16 protein-coding genes and 1 other RNA gene are annotated in these 14,876 nt (G+C 64.5%); 15 read left to right on the forward strand and 2 right to left on the reverse strand.

Annotated features, from left to right (window positions below; genetic code table 11):
- Positions 1 to 81: 81 nt before the first annotated feature.
- The 7 genes from ssrA (at position 82) to ABD727_RS03825 (ending at position 6,061) form a co-directional block, all read left to right on the forward strand.
- Positions 82 to 430: a transfer-messenger RNA gene (gene ssrA, locus ABD727_RS03795) on the forward strand.
- Positions 431 to 562: 132 nt separating this feature from the next.
- Positions 563 to 1,150: a LemA family protein gene (locus ABD727_RS03800; RefSeq protein ID WP_344706053.1), complete on the forward strand. Its 588-nt coding sequence runs from the start codon at positions 563 to 565 to the stop codon at positions 1,148 to 1,150.
- Between the two features lie 27 nt (positions 1,151 to 1,177).
- A complete protein-coding gene (locus ABD727_RS03805) occupies positions 1,178 to 1,708 on the forward strand; it encodes a hypothetical protein (protein ID WP_344706054.1) in 531 nt (176 codons plus the stop codon).
- Complete coding sequence (locus tag ABD727_RS03810) at positions 1,705 to 2,547, forward strand: TPM domain-containing protein (protein ID WP_344706056.1); 843 nt, start codon at positions 1,705 to 1,707, stop codon at positions 2,545 to 2,547. The genes ABD727_RS03805 and ABD727_RS03810 overlap by 4 nt, the downstream gene beginning before the upstream one ends.
- Positions 2,541 to 3,221 carry a TPM domain-containing protein gene (locus ABD727_RS03815; protein ID WP_344706057.1) on the forward strand — a complete coding sequence of 227 codons (681 nt, stop codon included), beginning with the start codon at positions 2,541 to 2,543 and terminating at the stop codon, positions 3,219 to 3,221. Before ABD727_RS03810 ends, ABD727_RS03815 begins: the two co-directional genes overlap by 7 nt.
- On the forward strand, positions 3,218 to 3,751 hold the full coding sequence (locus ABD727_RS03820; protein ID WP_344706058.1) for an NUDIX hydrolase: 534 nt from the start codon (positions 3,218 to 3,220) through the stop codon (positions 3,749 to 3,751). The genes ABD727_RS03815 and ABD727_RS03820 overlap by 4 nt, the downstream gene beginning before the upstream one ends.
- A gap of 141 nt (positions 3,752 to 3,892) precedes the next feature.
- The gene (locus tag ABD727_RS03825) at positions 3,893 to 6,061 is read left to right on the forward strand and encodes a M3 family metallopeptidase (protein ID WP_344706059.1); all 2,169 of its coding nucleotides are present in this window, start codon (positions 3,893 to 3,895) and stop codon (positions 6,059 to 6,061) included.
- Between the two features lie 40 nt (positions 6,062 to 6,101).
- Here the strand turns inward: ABD727_RS03825 and ABD727_RS03830 are convergent, their stop codons facing one another.
- A complete protein-coding gene (locus ABD727_RS03830) occupies positions 6,102 to 7,169 on the reverse strand; it encodes a phosphotransferase (RefSeq protein ID WP_344706060.1) in 1,068 nt (355 codons plus the stop codon).
- Positions 7,170 to 7,281: 112 nt separating this feature from the next.
- Between ABD727_RS03830 and ABD727_RS03835 the strand changes: the two genes are divergently transcribed.
- The 7 genes from ABD727_RS03835 (at position 7,282) to ABD727_RS03865 (ending at position 12,369) form a co-directional block, all read left to right on the forward strand.
- On the forward strand, positions 7,282 to 8,127 hold the full coding sequence (locus ABD727_RS03835; RefSeq protein WP_344706061.1) for a metallophosphoesterase family protein: 846 nt from the start codon (positions 7,282 to 7,284) through the stop codon (positions 8,125 to 8,127).
- A gap of 31 nt (positions 8,128 to 8,158) precedes the next feature.
- Entirely contained in the window at positions 8,159 to 8,998 is an 840-nt protein-coding gene (gene nadC / locus ABD727_RS03840; RefSeq protein WP_344706062.1) for a carboxylating nicotinate-nucleotide diphosphorylase, read from the forward strand.
- An 83-nt stretch (positions 8,999 to 9,081) separates the two neighbouring features.
- Positions 9,082 to 9,456, forward strand: coding sequence for a glycine zipper 2TM domain-containing protein (locus ABD727_RS03845; protein ID WP_344706063.1), 375 nt, complete (start codon positions 9,082 to 9,084; stop codon positions 9,454 to 9,456).
- A 114-nt stretch (positions 9,457 to 9,570) separates the two neighbouring features.
- Positions 9,571 to 10,977, forward strand: coding sequence for an NAD(P)H-dependent flavin oxidoreductase (locus ABD727_RS03850; protein ID WP_344706064.1), 1,407 nt, complete (start codon positions 9,571 to 9,573; stop codon positions 10,975 to 10,977).
- Positions 10,977 to 11,450 carry an SH3 domain-containing protein gene (locus ABD727_RS03855; protein ID WP_344706065.1) on the forward strand — a complete coding sequence of 158 codons (474 nt, stop codon included), beginning with the start codon at positions 10,977 to 10,979 and terminating at the stop codon, positions 11,448 to 11,450. Before ABD727_RS03850 ends, ABD727_RS03855 begins: the two co-directional genes overlap by 1 nt.
- A 50-nt stretch (positions 11,451 to 11,500) precedes the next feature.
- Positions 11,501 to 11,707, forward strand: coding sequence for a helix-turn-helix transcriptional regulator (locus ABD727_RS03860; RefSeq protein ID WP_344706066.1), 207 nt, complete (start codon positions 11,501 to 11,503; stop codon positions 11,705 to 11,707).
- Positions 11,704 to 12,369, forward strand: coding sequence for a hypothetical protein (locus ABD727_RS03865; RefSeq protein ID WP_344706067.1), 666 nt, complete (start codon positions 11,704 to 11,706; stop codon positions 12,367 to 12,369). Before ABD727_RS03860 ends, ABD727_RS03865 begins: the two co-directional genes overlap by 4 nt.
- Here the strand turns inward: ABD727_RS03865 and ABD727_RS03870 are convergent.
- The gene (locus tag ABD727_RS03870; protein WP_344706068.1) at positions 12,366 to 13,553 is read right to left on the reverse strand and encodes a thiolase family protein; all 1,188 of its coding nucleotides are present in this window, start codon (positions 13,551 to 13,553) and stop codon (positions 12,366 to 12,368) included. The genes ABD727_RS03865 and ABD727_RS03870 overlap by 4 nt on opposite strands.
- An 88-nt stretch (positions 13,554 to 13,641) precedes the next feature.
- Between ABD727_RS03870 and ABD727_RS03875 the strand changes: the two genes are divergently transcribed.
- The gene (locus ABD727_RS03875; RefSeq protein ID WP_344706069.1) at positions 13,642 to 14,799 is read left to right on the forward strand and encodes an acyl-CoA dehydrogenase family protein; all 1,158 of its coding nucleotides are present in this window, start codon (positions 13,642 to 13,644) and stop codon (positions 14,797 to 14,799) included.
- Positions 14,800 to 14,876 lie beyond the last annotated feature (77 nt).

Raw genomic sequence — 14,876 nt, forward strand, 5'->3', positions numbered from 1 at the left:
CCTTATGGTTCGTTCTCGCGGGTTTTCGTACCCGCTTGAGGGCGCCCAACGCGAGCCGGTTCCTTGCGGTTCCGTTACGCTCACCTTGGAATGTTTGACCTCATGCCCTAAATAGGTCGGGCCGGGCAACCGGCTATGCTGGTAGAGTGTAGGTAGAAATAAGCATTTCGGACCCGGGGGGCAGTACCCCGGCGCCTCCACCATCAGCGGCGCAAAGAGCCAGCGCCGTTGCTGATGGGGGCGAAACAGGATCGACGAGTGTGGTAAAGTGCTTGCTGCCAGCGGGCTTGGACAGGCCCTAAAACCGTCATTCTCACAAGTGCCAACGATAACGAGGCGCTCGCGATTGCTGCGTAACTGACGGCCTAACGGTCAGAAGTTACAAAGCTTAAGCGCGGTTGGACCGAACCGGGCAACAGAATCGGATTCCAGCGGTACGGGGAGCACCGGGCAACAGAAGCTCCCCACTTTCCCCTGACCGACCTGCAAAGCGACATTGCAAGGCCGAGGTGTGCCAACTACCTAAGGCACCACGACCATGATTTCAGGGGAATCTACGCCGATGACTGTCCTTCGCCGACTTGGCCTGTTGGCACCGCTCGCTGCCGTTTCCCTCGCCGGATGCGGTCTCAACTCGGTCCCGACTGCCGAAGAAGACGTCAACGCCAAGTGGGGCAACCTGCAGAGCGAGTATCAGCGTCGCTCGGACCTCATCCCCAATCTCGTCAACACGGTTAAGGGCGCGGCTCAGCAGGAAAAGAGCGTGCTGGTCGAGGTGACCCAGGCTCGCGCAAACGCGAGCCGTATCCAGCTTAGCACCGACGACCTGTCCGATCCGGCGCGGGTGAGTGCCTTCAACAATGCGCAGAACCAGCTGACGCTGAGCCTGCAGCGCCTCCAGGAAGCCTATCCCGAGCTCAAGACCAACCAGAACTTCCTGACGCTTCAAGCCCAGATCGAGGGCACGGAGAACAGCATTCTGGTCGCGCGCCGCGACTACAATGAGTCGGTTCAGGGCTACAACACGCGTATTCGGACCTTCCCCGACGCGGTCGGCGCCAAGATCTTCTACGGCGCCAAGCCCAAGGTGCCGTTCGAAGCCGCCGCCGGGGCGCAGGCCGCACCGCCGGTCAACTTCAACGTTCAGTAGGGCGGGGTGAAGCGGGCCTTCCTGGCGGTGGCGATCGCGGCGACGCAGCCGTCGCTGTCTGCCTGCTACATCGACACGGACGAACAGGACTCGATCACCTATCACGGCAATGGCGTGGTCGAGGCGACCAAGGGTGGCGAGGGCCTGCGAATGGGAATAGGTGTTCGCCCGTCCGAGGACTCTCCGCAACAAGCCCGTGACATGGCCCAGGCGACAAAGGGACGAATTGTCATCCTCGACGGCGGTTTGCCTCCACCTGCGGGGGCTCGCCTCGCGAAGCGCATCGACGCGATCCGGTCGGCGGGAGGGCCTCCCATCTTCGTTGCGGCCGTGCCGGTCGCGGAGGGTGAATCGCTGGAACGCCTCGGCTGGGCCGTCAGGAACCCCACGTCCGGTAGCCGCACACTGCTGATCGACACCACGTCCAAGCAGGTGCGGATCATGGGCGACATGCCGGTCGAGCAGAAAGCCGCAGTCACGCGGGCGATGCAGCCCGACCTTGCGGCGGGACGATTAGAGCAAGCGATTGCACTCGGGATCGAGCGGCTGGCTTCATGATCGGACGTATGCTTCTCGCCCTGTGGCTGGCGCTGTCGATCGCCATGCCAGCGGCTGCGCAGACCTTCCCCAAGCTGACCGGTCGCGTCGTCGACCAGGCCGATCTGCTCGATCCTACGAGAGAGGCAGTGCTCTCGTCGCGACTGGAGACGCTCGAGAAGCAGACCGGTCGGCAACTTGTCGTTGCCACCCTGTCCAGCCTCGAGGGGAGGACGGTCGAGGATTATGGCTACCGGCTCGGCCGCGAGTGGAAGATCGGTGATGCGCAGAAGGACGACGGTGTCCTGCTGATCGTCGCTCCCAACGAAAAGAAGGTGCGGGTCGAAACCGGCTACGGGGCCCGCGTCTTCCTGACCGACGCGGTCAGCAGCATCATCGTCAACAATGCGATCCTGCCGCGCTTCAAGGCCGGAGATTTCCCGGGTGGGATCGAGGCCGGCGTGAACGAACTCGCTACGCAGATGCAGTTGCCGCCCGCAGAGGCCGCCAAGCGCATCCAGAAAGCGGAGGCGAATGCCGCTCCGCCGGGGCGGGAGCGGTCTTCGGGCACGTCGGTCTTCGGTCTCATCTTCTGGGGCTTCGTCATCCTCATGGTGCTGATGAGCTTCGCACGGCGCGGCGGCGGTCGGCGCTACCGAGGCAAGCGCCGGCGCGGCAGTGGCGGTGTCGACCCGATGGTCGTGCTCTGGGGCCTCGATGTCCTCAGCCATGCCGCTCGTAGCGGTGGCGGCGGTGGTGGTGGTTGGAGTGGCGGGGGAGGTGGTGGCTTCTCGGGCGGCGGCGGTTTCTCCGGCGGCGGCGGATCGTTTGGCGGCGGGGGAGCGTCGGGATCATGGTGACGCTGGCACTGCGCGACGAGGATCACCGCCGCGTAAGCGAGGCAATCGCCGCAGCCGAGTCGAGCAGCGACGGCGAAATCCTGACCATCGTCAGCGCGGATAGCGACAGCTACCACGATGTTGCGCTGCACTGGGCGGTGCTGGCGATGCTGGGCGTTCTCGCCTTCGCATCCTGGCAGGCCCCGATGCTGTCCGGCTGGTGGGAGCGCTGGTTAGGGGATTGGGGCCAGGCGGCGACCACCGGCCAGATCCTGTTCCTCGTCCTTGTTCTCGTCACGCTCAAGTTCCTCGGAGTATTGCTGCTGCTCCGCTGGCGGCCCCTCCGTTTGGCGCTCACCCCCGGCGCGACCAAGACCCGGCGTGTGCGGCGGCGGGCGATCGCGTTGTTCAGGGCGGCGGCGGAACGGCGCACCACGGGACGCACCGGAGTGCTCATCTATCTCTCGCTGGCCGAACACCGGGCCGAGATTGTCGCCGACGAGGCCGTTACCAGCGTGACGACTCCCGAATGCTGGGGCGACGCGATGGCCGAACTGGTCGGCGAGCTTCGCGCGGGTCGGCCGGGCGAGGGCCTTGCGCTCGCCGTGGAGGAAGTCGGCGAGGTGCTGACACGCCACTTCCCCAAGACAAGTACCGACACCAACGAGATTCCCGACAAGCTGATCGTCCTGTGAGCGACCCCGATCTCGACATCCCGCCCGAGACGATGTGGGAGGGACGCTTCGTCATCGCCCAGCGCAAGGGCAGGTGGGAATATGCGGGAAGGGTCGGCGGGATCCGCGCCGTGGTCGTCCTCGCCGAGCATGACGGGCGGTGGATCCTGGTCGAGCAGCCCCGCGCCGCGGTAGGAGGACTGTGCCTGGAATTGCCGGCGGGGCTCGTCGGTGACCATGGCGACGGGGCTTCGATCGAAGAGACCGCAGTTCGCGAACTTGAGGAGGAAGCCGGCTTCACAGCAGAACGGATCGAACGCCTCGGTGACTTCCATGCGTCCCCGGGCATGCTCAGCGAAAGCTTCACCCTCGTCAGAGCCCACGGCGTGCGGAAGGTCGGCGAGGGCGGAGGCGTCGCGGGAGAGGAGCAGATCACCGTCCACCTGGTCGACAAGGCTGATCTTGCTGCTTTCGTCGAGCGGCGTCGGAAAGCCGGCGTCGCCCTCGACGTCAAGCTGCTGCTTCCGCTTGCATCAGTTTTGCTTGCCTAAACAGCGGGTTGGCAATCGCGGGTTCAGCCGCCCAAGGCGAAGCACGGTCATGTCCATCATCCACTTGTCGAACGCCGCCTTGGCTTTGCAGCAGGCGGACGGCAGTGACGATCACGAAACAATCATGAGGGTTCCGCAACGATGCTCAAGCATGCACTCCTGTCCGGATCGGCGCTCATCGCGCTTGCCGGTTGCACGACCACGGCGGTTCCGGGCTCACCAATGACCCAGACGACGGTCGTTCCGGCTGCAAGCGAGCAGGCCACTGCTCCGGCCGTCCCGGATAATGTGCTGTTGGCGGACTGGAGCGGCGGGTTCGAAGGCGTGCCGCCGTGGGACCGGGTCAAGCCGGGAGACTTCTCCGAAGCATTCACCTTTGCCATCGACGAGCAGCGCCGCGAGTATCGCGCGATCGCCGACAACACCGAGGCACCGACTTTCGCCAACACGATGGAGGCGATGGAGCGTGCCGGGCAGCGGCTCGGTCGGGTCCAGTCGATCTTCGGAGTCTATACCGACAACCTCTCCACCCCCGAGATCCAAGCGCTCGATAAGGAGTGGAGCCCGAAGCTCTCGGCGGCCGGAGACGAGATCACGCTCGACCCCAAGCTCTTCCAGCGGGTCGAAACCCTCTACAACAATCGCGCGAGCCTCGGCCTCGATGCGGTGCAGACACGGCTGCTGACCCGCAGCTACGAATATTTCGTGCGTAATGGCGCAAAGCTGGATGGCGCGCAGAAGCAGCAACTGTCGGGCTACAATCAGCAGCTCGCCTCGCTCTTCAGCGAGTTCAATGCCAAGCTGCTCGCAGACGAGGGGACCTTCCTCCAGGCGAGCGAAGCCGAGATGAAGGGCGTGCCCGCCGACGTAAAGGCGGTCGCGGCGAGCGTCGCCAAGGAGAAGGGGCTTCCCTCAGGCAGCTATGCCATCCGCAACACCCGCTCGGCGGTCGAGCCGGTTCTGACCTTCGGCACCAACCGGGCGCTTCGCCAGAAGGTCTTCGAGGCCTTCGTCAACCGCGGCGACAACGGCAATGCCAATGACACCAACGCACTCATCCGGCAGATCGTGAAGCTTCGGTCGGACCGTGCCCGGCTGCTCGGCTATCCGACCCATGCGCATTGGCGGATGCAGGACACGATGGCCAAGTCGCCGGATCGCGGCATGGACCTCATGATGCGGGTCTGGCCTGCAGCGGTCGGGCGGGTAAAGCAGGAGGTCGCCGATATGGCGCCGTTCGCGCGCCGCGAGGGCGTTCGCACCGTCGAGGCGTGGGACTATCGCTACTTCAACGAGAAGGTGCGCAAGGCCAAGTACGACCTGTCGGAAGAAGAGATCAAACCCTACTTCCAGCTCGACAACCTCGTGCAGGGCATGTTCTGGAGCGCGGGCCAGCTCTACGGCATGGAATTCAAGGAGAATACGGGCTCGGTCCCGGTCTTCCATCCCGATGTCCGGACCTTCGAGGTCAGCCGCGCGGGCAAGCCGATCGGCCTGTTCTACCTCGACACCTATGGTCGCGAGGGCAAGCGCTCTGGGGCGTGGATGACGACCTACCGGTCGCGCTCGCGGCTGCTCGGCGACGACATCGTGCTTGCCAGCAACAACAACAATTTCAACAAGCCCGAGGCGGGGCAGCCGGTGCTGATCAGCCTCGACGACGCGTCGACGTTATTCCACGAGTTCGGCCACGCCATCCACTATCTCAACGTCGACGTGAAGTATCCGAGCCTCGGCGGTGCGCAGCGCGACTTCGTCGAATATCCGAGCCAGGTGAACGAGAATTGGCTGCTGACACGGCCGGTGCTCGATCGCTTCGCCAAGCACTACAAGACCGGTCAGCCGATGCCGCAGAGTCTCGTCGCCAAGATCGAGAAAGCCTCGACCTTCGGGCAGGGCTTCGCGACGGTCGAGTATCTCAGCTCGGCGCTGGTCGACATGAAGCTGCACCTGCAGCCCGGCGGCGAGGTGGATCCGGACGCCTTCGAGCGGCAGGCGCTTGCGGAACTCGGCATGCCGCGCGAGATGGTCATGCGCCACCGGCTTCCGCAATTCGGGCACCTGTTCAGCTCGGACGCCTATTCGGCCGGCTACTACAGCTATCTGTGGTCCGAGACGATGGACGCGGACACCTGGGCGGCGTTCGAGGAGACGGGCGATCCGTTCAACAAGACGATCGCTGATCGCTTCCGCACCATCCTTCTGCAGACCGGGAACGAGACCGACCGGGCCGAGGCCTATCGCCAGTTCCGCGGCCGCGACCCCGACGTGACGGCGCTGCTCAAGCGGCGCGGTTTCCCGGTGAACTGATGAAGCTTCCTCCCCGCTGCCAGGCGGCGGGGAGGAGCGCTCAGAGGCGGGCTTGCTGGGCCTCGCGCCAGGCCATTGCCGCGAGTGGCTCGAGCACCTTCGCACTTTCCTCGGCATGCGCGCTTGAGGCATTGCCGCGGGCGAGGCGCCCCTTGATGCCGTGGATGATCGCCGCCAGCCGGAACAGGTTGAAGACCATCAGATAGTCGAACGACGGAATGCCATCGCGGCCGTTACGGCGGCAGTATGCCGCGACATATTCCTCTTCGGCGGGAATGCCGAGCGCGGAGAGATCGAGCCCGGCCAGACCGGTGAAGAGTCCGGCCGGCATCCGGTACATCATGCAATGGTAGACGAAGTCACTCTCGGGATCGCCGAGCGTCGACAACTCCCAGTCGAGCACTGCCCGCACGCTGGGCGCTTCGGCGTCGAAGATCATGTTATCGCATCGAAAATCGCCATGGACGATGCGGCTTTCGCCCTTGTCGGGGGGCAGGTGCTTGCCGAGCCAATCGACCAAACGGTCCATGTCGGCGACCCGGCCGGCATCGGAGTCGGAGAGATACTGCTTCGACCATCGCGCGACCTGGCGCTCGACGAAGCCGCCCGCCTTGCCATAGTCGCCAAGGCCAATCGTTGCCGGATCGAAGGAGTGGAGCCTGGCGATGGTGGCGTTCATCGCGTCGAAGTGGGCAGCGCGGGCAGGTGGAGTGAGGCCCGGGAAGCTCGCTTCCCAGACGACTCGTCCTTCGATCATGTCCATGACGTAGAAGGCGGTGCCGATGACGCCCTCGTCCTCGCAAAGGGCATGCACATGCGGCACGGGAAAGCCTTGCTGCCCAAGTGCCGCGATCACACGATATTCGCGGTCGACGGCATGGGCACCTGGAAGCGTCTTCCCAGGAGGCTTGCGGCGCAGCACGTAGGACGCAGTTGGAGTATCGAGCCGGTAGGTTGGGTTCGACTGCCCGCCCTTGAACTGGCTCACGCGGAGCGGCCCTGCAAAGCCGGCGACATGGCTATCCATCCACCGGGCGAGTGCCTCTTCGTCGAAGCGCAGTCGTTCGGAAACGTCGCGGGTGCCTGTGTTGGCAGTCGTGCGGTCCATGCGCTCTCGTCATCCTCGGCAGGTTGTTGCATCCATGCCGTAGCCGGTCCCAACCTCCCAGCCAAAGCAATGGATGGGGAAACAAGTTCAGCATGACGCTGGTTGGGGCCGCATGCCCCGTATTGTTCATCTTTCCGACCTTCATTTCGGCGCTCACGACGAGCAGATCGTCAATGCCGTCGCTGAAGAGGTCGACTCCGCCCGGCCCGATCTCGTCATCATCAGCGGCGACTTCACCCAGCGCGCCAAGACCGAGCAGTTCCAGCAGGCGGGCCGGTTCCTCGCGCGGCTGCGCGACAGCGGACATGAGGTGCTGGCGGTCCCCGGCAACCATGACGTGCCGCTCTACGACGTGCTTCGACGCTTCCTTTCGCCACTTGCCCGCTACAAGCGCTTCGTCGACGAGACGCTGTGCCCCTGGCACCAGCTGGAGGGCGTGTCGGTGCTGGGGCTCAACACGGCCCGCTCCCTGACCATCAAGGACGGGCGCATCAACCGCGAGCAGGTCGACTTCGTCCGTCGGCATTTCGACGAAGCGCCCAAGGGCGACCTCAAGCTGCTCGTTACCCATCACCCGTTGTTCGCGCTGCCGGTCGACGATGCCGGATTGCTCGGGAAGGCGATTGGTCGACAGGAACTGGCGCTCGACGCGGTCAACGACCTTGGCGTCGACGTCCTCCTTGCCGGACACAACCACCGCGCATCAACGCATTATGCCCGTGACCTGGTCACCCGGGCAGGCGGGGCGCTGGTGGTGCAGGCAGGTACGGCAACCTCGGTCCGAACCCGGGAAGAAGTGCAGAGCTTCAATATCCTCGAGGTCACCCCGCACGAGGTGACGCTGGGACTTAAGCGCTGGGCAGGCGAGGCGTTCGAGACCGCTGAACCCAGCCGCTATGTCGAGCACGAGGGAAGCTGGACGCGGGCGGACGTGCTCGCCGACCCTGCGGAGGCTTGAGCCGAAGGCCGACGCAATCCATGGGGGTGCGATGATCAACGGTTTCGACCTCGACGACTTCGTCACCCGCACGCTGGCCGAAGACTTGGGCGTCGGCGGGGACGTTACTTCCGCCGCGACAATACCCGCCGATGCGCGCTTCACGGCAACGATGAACTGCCGCGAGGAGATCGTCGTCGCGGGCATCGACTTGGCAAAGGCGTTCTTTCGTCGGATCGATCCCGAGGTCACCATCAGCCTTGAAATTGAAGATGGAGCGAAAGCGGCTACGGGAACAGTCCTGATGCGGCTTGAAGGGAAGGCGCGGGCAATGCTGACGGCGGAGCGCTCGGCGCTCAATACGCTTCAGCATCTATCTGGTATCGCGACTCTCACCGATCGTTACGTCGACGCGATCAAGGGAACCGGGGCGACCCTGCTCGATACCCGAAAGACTATCCCAGGGCTTAGGCTGCTAGAGAAATATGCCGCGCGGATGGGCGGTGCGATGAACCATCGGCTGCGGCTCGACGACGGTCTTCTGATCAAGGACAATCACGTGGCCGTGAACGGATCGGTGGGGGCCGCCGTGGCACGTGCCAAGGCGGCGGCGAGCGGGCTTCAGGTACAGGTCGAGGTCGACAGTCTCGACCAGATCGAACCGGCGCTGATGGCCGGCGCAGAGCGTCTGTTGCTCGACAACATGGCGCCGCCAATGCTGCGCGAGGCCGTGAGGCGGGTAGCTGGCCGCGTTCCTCTCGAAGCCTCGGGCGGGGTCAATCTCGAGACGATCCGGCCGATTGCAGAGACGGGGGTCGACTTCATCTCGGTCGGGCGGATCACGCAGTCGGCTCCAGCCGTCGACATCGGTCTCGATTTCTCCCTGACTTAGCTGAACGGGAGCGAACGGGGCGGTTCAGGACGGCGACAGTGCACATGGCCGACAAGGGCTCCAACGACAAAGGAGCCAGGCTCATGTTCAATAAGTCCATCATCGCCGCAACCGCTCTCTCGCTGGCCGCGATCCCGGGCGCAGCGAGCGCCCAATATTATCCCAGCCAGCCTTATTATGGCGGCGGGTACAATGGTCAGGCCTATTACGGTCAGAACCGCTGCTCGGGCACGACCGGGACCGTCATTGGCGGTGTCGCCGGCGCGGTCGTCGGAAGCAAGATCGCGGGCAGCCGCCAGCGCTATGACTATTACGGCAATCGCCGCGGCGGCAGCAATGCGACCGGCGCGATCATCGGCGGCGCGGTCGGTGCGCTTCTCGGCCGCAAGGTCGACAAGGACTCGTGCAAGAGCCGCAACCGCTACAATGGCTACAACAACTACGGTTATCGCTACTAAGCGCTGACCAGCCACGCTCAGGGCCGCCGGGACCACTCGGCGGCCCTTTTTCGTTTGGGGTGGGACCAAGCGGCGGTATAGGCCGCTGCTGTTCCTCACTGGGAGTGTCGAAGAGTGTTCAAGGGTCTGTCGCCAGTCATGTATCGCGGCCGCGAGGTCTGGCCGCTGGTCGAGGGCGGCAAGGGTGTGTCCGCGACCAATCACATGAGCTCGGGCGCCTGGGCTGCTGCGGGCGGGATCGGCACTGTAAGTGCGGTCAACGCCGACAGCTACGATCCAGAAGGACGGATCATCCCGCAGGTCTACAATGGCATGACCCGCCGCGAACGGCATGACGAACTGATCCGTTATGCGATCGAAGGTGCGGTGACCCAGGTCAAGAAGGCCTACGAGGTCGCCAGCGGACGCGGCGCGATCAATATCAACGTGTTGTGGGAGATGGGCGGTGCTCCGACCATCCTGCACGGCGTGCTCGAGCGCACCAAGGGGCTGGTTGCCGGAGTCACCTGCGGTGCGGGCATGCCCTACAAGCTGTCCGAGATCGCCGCTCAGTACAACGTTTCCTACCTTCCGATCGTCAGCTCGGGGCGCGCATTTCGCGCCCTCTGGAAGCGCGCCTACAGCAAGGTTTCGGAGCTGCTCAGCGCGGTGGTCTACGAGGACCCCTGGCTCGCGGGAGGGCACAACGGCCTCTCCAATGCCGAAGATCCCCGCGCGCCGCAGGATCCCTATCCGAGGGTGAAGGAATTGCGCGCGGTGATGCGCGAGGGCGGGATCAGCGACGACGTGCCGATCGTCATGGCCGGCGGCGTGTGGCGGCTCGACGAATGGGAAGAGTGGATCGACAATCCCGAGCTCGGCGCGATCATGTTCCAGTTCGGAACTCGTCCGCTGCTGACCCAGGAGAGCCCGATTCCGGCCGAATGGAAGGCCCGGCTGATGACACTGGAGGAGGGCGACGTCCTGCTCCACAAGTTCAGCCCCACCGGCTTCTACTCTTCGGCGGTGCGCAATCCTTTCCTGCGCTGGCTCGAAGCCCGCTCGCAGCGCCAGATCGCCTTCACCAAGGAGCAAATCGGCGATCACGCCTTCGAACTCGACGTGGGGATCGGCACCAAGAAGAATTACTGGGTCACCAAGGGCGACCTCCAGCACGCGCGCGAGTGGTATGGCGCGGGTTTCACACAGGCGATGAAGACACCCGACGACACGCTGGTGTTCGTCACCCCCGAGGACGAGAAGATCATCCGCAAGGATCAGGCCGACTGCATGGGCTGCCTTTCTCAGTGCAGCTTCTCGAGCTGGGCGGACAATGAGAAGAATTCGTCGGGCCGCCTCGCCGATCCGCGCAGCTTCTGCATTCAGAAGACGCTCCAGGACATCGCGCATGGTGGACCAGTCGAGCAGAACCTGATGTTCGCCGGGCACGCCGCTTTCCGCTTCAAGACCGATCCCTTCTACTCGAACGGCTTCGTTCCGACGGTGAAGCAGCTCGTGGACCGGATTCGGACGGGGGCCTGATGAAGCGGCTGCTCGGCTTCCTGTTTCTTGGCGCGGCGTCGGTTGCGACTGCGCAGGACCGTCCGGTGCCCTACTGGGCATCGCTCGCCAGCGGCGAAGCGATGATGCGCACTGGTCCGGCGCGGAGCTATCCGGGTGTGTGGCTCTACAAGCGGCGCGATCTTCCGGTGCGCGTGCTCAAGCGGTTCGAAAGCTGGCGCCTGATCGAGGACAGCGAAGGCGCGCGCGGCTGGATGCTGAGCACGATGCTGAGCGATCGTCGCACTGCTCTTGTCGCCGCGGGCTCGCCGCGTGAGGTCCGGGCCAAGGCCGAGGAGGGCAGCCGGGTCCGCTATCTCGTCGAGCCGGGTGCCGTTGGACGGGTCGACGACTGCGGGTCGGGCTGGTGCCATATCAGCTTCGGCGACCGCGATGGCCACATCAAGATCAGCGATCTGTGGGGCGTCGCCCCGGGCGAGAGCTTCGACGACTAGCCTGTCAAGAACGCTTGACATGTAAAGAGTGTTTGACATACCCATGGTTCATGGAGAACCGGGTCAAACATTGGCGTGAACAGGTCGGATGGTCGCAGGGCGAGCTTGCCCGCAGACTTGGCGTTTCGCGCCAGACCGTGAACGCGGTCGAGACCGACAAATATGACCCGAGCCTCCCGCTGGCACTGCGCCTGGCCAAGCTGTTCGCCGTTCAGGTTGACCAGCTCTTTCTCGATCCATGGGAGCCTCAGGAATGATTGCGCACACTGATACCGCCGCTGCCCCGCGCAAGACCGGCAAGGTCGTTCTGCAGACGCTGCTCGGTGCCGTGACCGGTGGCCTCGCGATGAGTGCCATCCTCTGGGGGCTGCACGACCAGGAAGGCTTGCTAGACGATCCCGCGCGAATGGCGGCGCTCGGCACTGCCATGATCTACGGGTTGATGGCCCTTGTGGTTGGTCTGGGCTCGGCGGCGCCGCGGGTTGGCGCGCAGGCGCTCAACGTCGAGGACGCCGACGAATTGATCGAGCAGCGTCCCGATCTCCTGATCGGAGCCGCGAGCTTCCTCCTTGTCGCCGTCCTTCTCGGTGCGCTCGCATTGGCCGATGGCGGCGGCGTGGTCGGGATCCTCGCTCCCAAGACGGCTGGCCTCATTGCCGCAATCTGCGCGATCTCACTCACGATCATGACCGTCGCATACCGCAATCGCGGCGACGAGCTCATGCGCCGCGTGTCACTCGAGGCAGGAAGCTGGGCCCTGGCCTTCGTCTGCCTGCTGTTCGGCGGCTGGGCGACGCTCGCCCACTTGGGCCTCGCCGCACCATTCTCGCCTTTGCTGTTTGTTGCCGGGGTCTTCGCCCTCTACCTGCTCGCCGTCTTCGTGGCGGCAGGCCTGCGCGGCATGATGAAGCCGCGCTAGACCAGCTCGACCGCGACCGCCGTCGCCTCGCCGCCCCCGATGCAGAGCGAGGCGACACCGCGCTTGAGGCCCTTCTGCTTCAGTGCGTTCAGCAGGGTGACGATGATGCGGGTACCGCTGGCGCCGATCGGATGGCCCAGCGCGGTGGCCCCGCCGTGCACGTTGATCTTGTCGTGGCCGATACCAAGGTCCTTCATCGCGAACATGGCGACACAGGCGAAGGCCTCATTCACTTCGAACAGGTCGACCTCGCCGATGCTCCAGCCGGCCTTGTCGAGGACCTTGTGGATCGCGCCGACCGGAGCGATCGTGAACTCGGCCGGAGCCTGCGCATGGGCGGCGGTGGCGACGATCCGGGCGACCGGATTCACGCCCTTGGCTATCGCATCCGACTCGCGGGCAAGGACCACGGCGGCAGCGCCATCCGAAATGGAAGAGCTAGTCGCCGCGGTGATCGTGCCTTCCTTGTCGAAGGCAGGCTTGAGCTGCGGAATCTTGTCGGGGCGACCACGGCCCGGTGCCTCGTCGGTGTCCACCAGGGTTTCGCCACTCCGGCCCTTGATCGTGACCGGCACGATCTCGTCGGCGAAACCGCCGCCGTCGATTGCAGCCTTGGCGCGATTGAGACTCTCGATCGCATAGTCGTCCATCGACTGGCGCGTGAGCTGATAGTCGTTGGCAGTCGACTGGGCGAAGCTGCCCATCGCGCGGCCCTCCTCATAGGCGTCTTCAAGCCCGTCGAGGAACATGTGATCGTAGATCTTGTCGTGGCCGATCCGCGCGCCGCTGCGGTGCTTCTTGAGCAGATAGGGCGCGTTGGTCATGCTCTCCATCCCGCCCGCGACGATGACGTCGGCGTTGCCGGTGAGGATCGCCTCGGCGCCCATGATCACCGTCTGCATGCCCGAACCGCAGACCTTGTTGACGGTGGTCGCTTGGACGCTGGTCGGAAGTCCCGCCTTGATCGCCGCCTGACGTGCGGGCGCCTGGCCGAGACCAGCCGGAAGCACGCAGCCCATGTAGATGCGGTCGATGTCCTCGCCAGAGACGCCAGCCCGCTCCACCGCCGCCTTGACCGCTGTCGCGCCGAGATCGGTCGCGCTGGCATCGGCGAGGGCGCCTTGCATCGCACCCATCGGCGTACGGGCATAGGAAAGGATGACGACGGGATCGGCAGTGGCCATGAGACGGGCTCCGGTGGAAGAATGTTGCACTGCAATAAGCATTCCGCCCGCCTTGTCCAAGTCTCGGCCGCTCTGCTAGCGCGATGTCATGTCCTTACCCACGCTCGACTTCGACCTCGGCGAGATGGCCGACACCATCCGCGACTCCACCCAGCGCTTCGCGACGGACCGCATCCAGCCGCTCGCGGCGGAGATCGACCAAAGCGATCGCTTCCCGATCGAGCTGTGGCCAGAGATGGGGGCGCTCGGCCTCCACGGGATCACTGTGGAAGAGGAGTGGGGCGGGCTCGGTCTTGGATATCTCGAGCATGTCGTCGCGCAGGAGGAAGTCGCCCGCGCCTCGGCCTCGGTAGGCCTCAGCTATGGCGCTCACTCCAATCTCTGCGTCAATCAGATCCGTCGATGGGCGAATGACGAACAGAAGCGCAAATATCTTCCCGGGCTGATCGATGGAAGCCAGGTTGGCGCGCTGGCGATGAGCGAGGTCGGAGCGGGCTCCGACGTCGTGTCGATGAAGCTCAAGGCCGAAAAGAGCGGCAACGGCTACCGCCTCAACGGAACCAAGTTCTGGATCACCAACGGTGCCTATGCCGACGTACTGGTGGTCTATGCCAAGACCGCACCCGATGCTGGCAGCCGCGGGATCACGACCTTCCTGATCGAGAAGGGCATGGAGGGTTTCTCCATCGGCCAGAAGATCGACAAGGTCGGCATGCGCGGTTCGCCGACCAGCGAGCTGGTATTCGACGACTGCTTCGTTCCCGCCGAGAATATCATGGGTCCGGAGAATGGCGGCGTCGGCGTGCTGATGAGCGGCCTCGACTATGAGCGCACGGTGCTTGCCGGAATCCAGCTCGGCATCATGCAGGCTTGCCTCGACGTGGTCATTCCCTACGTCCGTGAGCGCAAGCAGTTCGGAAAGCCGATCGGAGCCCAGCAGCTGATGCAGGCCAAGATCGCCGACATGTATGTCGCGCTCAACTCCGCCCGCGCCTATGTCTATCAGGTCGCCAAGGCGTGTGACTCCGGCAAGACCACCCGGTTCGATGCGGCCGGTGCGATTTTGCTTGCGAGCGAAAGCGCGTTCAAGGTCGCAGGCGAGGCGGTGCAGGCGCTCGGCGGCGCGGGGTACACGAAGGACTGGCCAGTCGAGCGCTTCATGCGCGATGCCAAGCTGCTCGATATCGGCGCGGGCACCAATGAAATTCGCCGAATGCTGATCGGGCGCGAGCTGATCGGCGCCTGACCCCGCTTGTCCTCAAGCCGAACTCACATCAGCGTCCACCTTTCACGAAGAACATGTCATGGTGAAGAGGTGGCCGC

It is taken from the genome of Sphingomonas swuensis (assembly GCF_039538045.1).
Classification (GTDB): Bacteria; Pseudomonadota; Alphaproteobacteria; order Sphingomonadales; family Sphingomonadaceae; genus Sphingomicrobium; species Sphingomicrobium swuense.

Coding starts and splice junctions, on each gene's coding strand:
- ABD727_RS03855 (WP_344706065.1), top strand. CDS start 10,977: ATGAAGCGGCTGCTCGGCTTCCTGTTTCTTGGCGCGGCGTCGGTTGCG.
- ABD727_RS03870 (WP_344706068.1), bottom strand. CDS start 13,553: ATGGCCACTGCCGATCCCGTCGTCATCCTTTCCTATGCCCGTACGCCG.
- ABD727_RS03815 (WP_344706057.1), top strand. CDS start 2,541: ATGGTGACGCTGGCACTGCGCGACGAGGATCACCGCCGCGTAAGCGAG.
- ABD727_RS03860 (WP_344706066.1), top strand. CDS start 11,501: ATGGAGAACCGGGTCAAACATTGGCGTGAACAGGTCGGATGGTCGCAG.
- ABD727_RS03865 (WP_344706067.1), top strand. CDS start 11,704: ATGATTGCGCACACTGATACCGCCGCTGCCCCGCGCAAGACCGGCAAG.
- ABD727_RS03845 (WP_344706063.1), top strand. CDS start 9,082: ATGTTCAATAAGTCCATCATCGCCGCAACCGCTCTCTCGCTGGCCGCG.
- ABD727_RS03825 (WP_344706059.1), top strand. CDS start 3,893: ATGCTCAAGCATGCACTCCTGTCCGGATCGGCGCTCATCGCGCTTGCC.
- ABD727_RS03875 (WP_344706069.1), top strand. CDS start 13,642: ATGTCCTTACCCACGCTCGACTTCGACCTCGGCGAGATGGCCGACACC.
- nadC (WP_344706062.1), top strand. CDS start 8,159: ATGATCAACGGTTTCGACCTCGACGACTTCGTCACCCGCACGCTGGCC.
- ABD727_RS03830 (WP_344706060.1), bottom strand. CDS start 7,169: ATGGACCGCACGACTGCCAACACAGGCACCCGCGACGTTTCCGAACGA.
- ABD727_RS03810 (WP_344706056.1), top strand. CDS start 1,705: ATGATCGGACGTATGCTTCTCGCCCTGTGGCTGGCGCTGTCGATCGCC.
- ABD727_RS03800 (WP_344706053.1), top strand. CDS start 563: ATGACTGTCCTTCGCCGACTTGGCCTGTTGGCACCGCTCGCTGCCGTT.
- ABD727_RS03835 (WP_344706061.1), top strand. CDS start 7,282: ATGCCCCGTATTGTTCATCTTTCCGACCTTCATTTCGGCGCTCACGAC.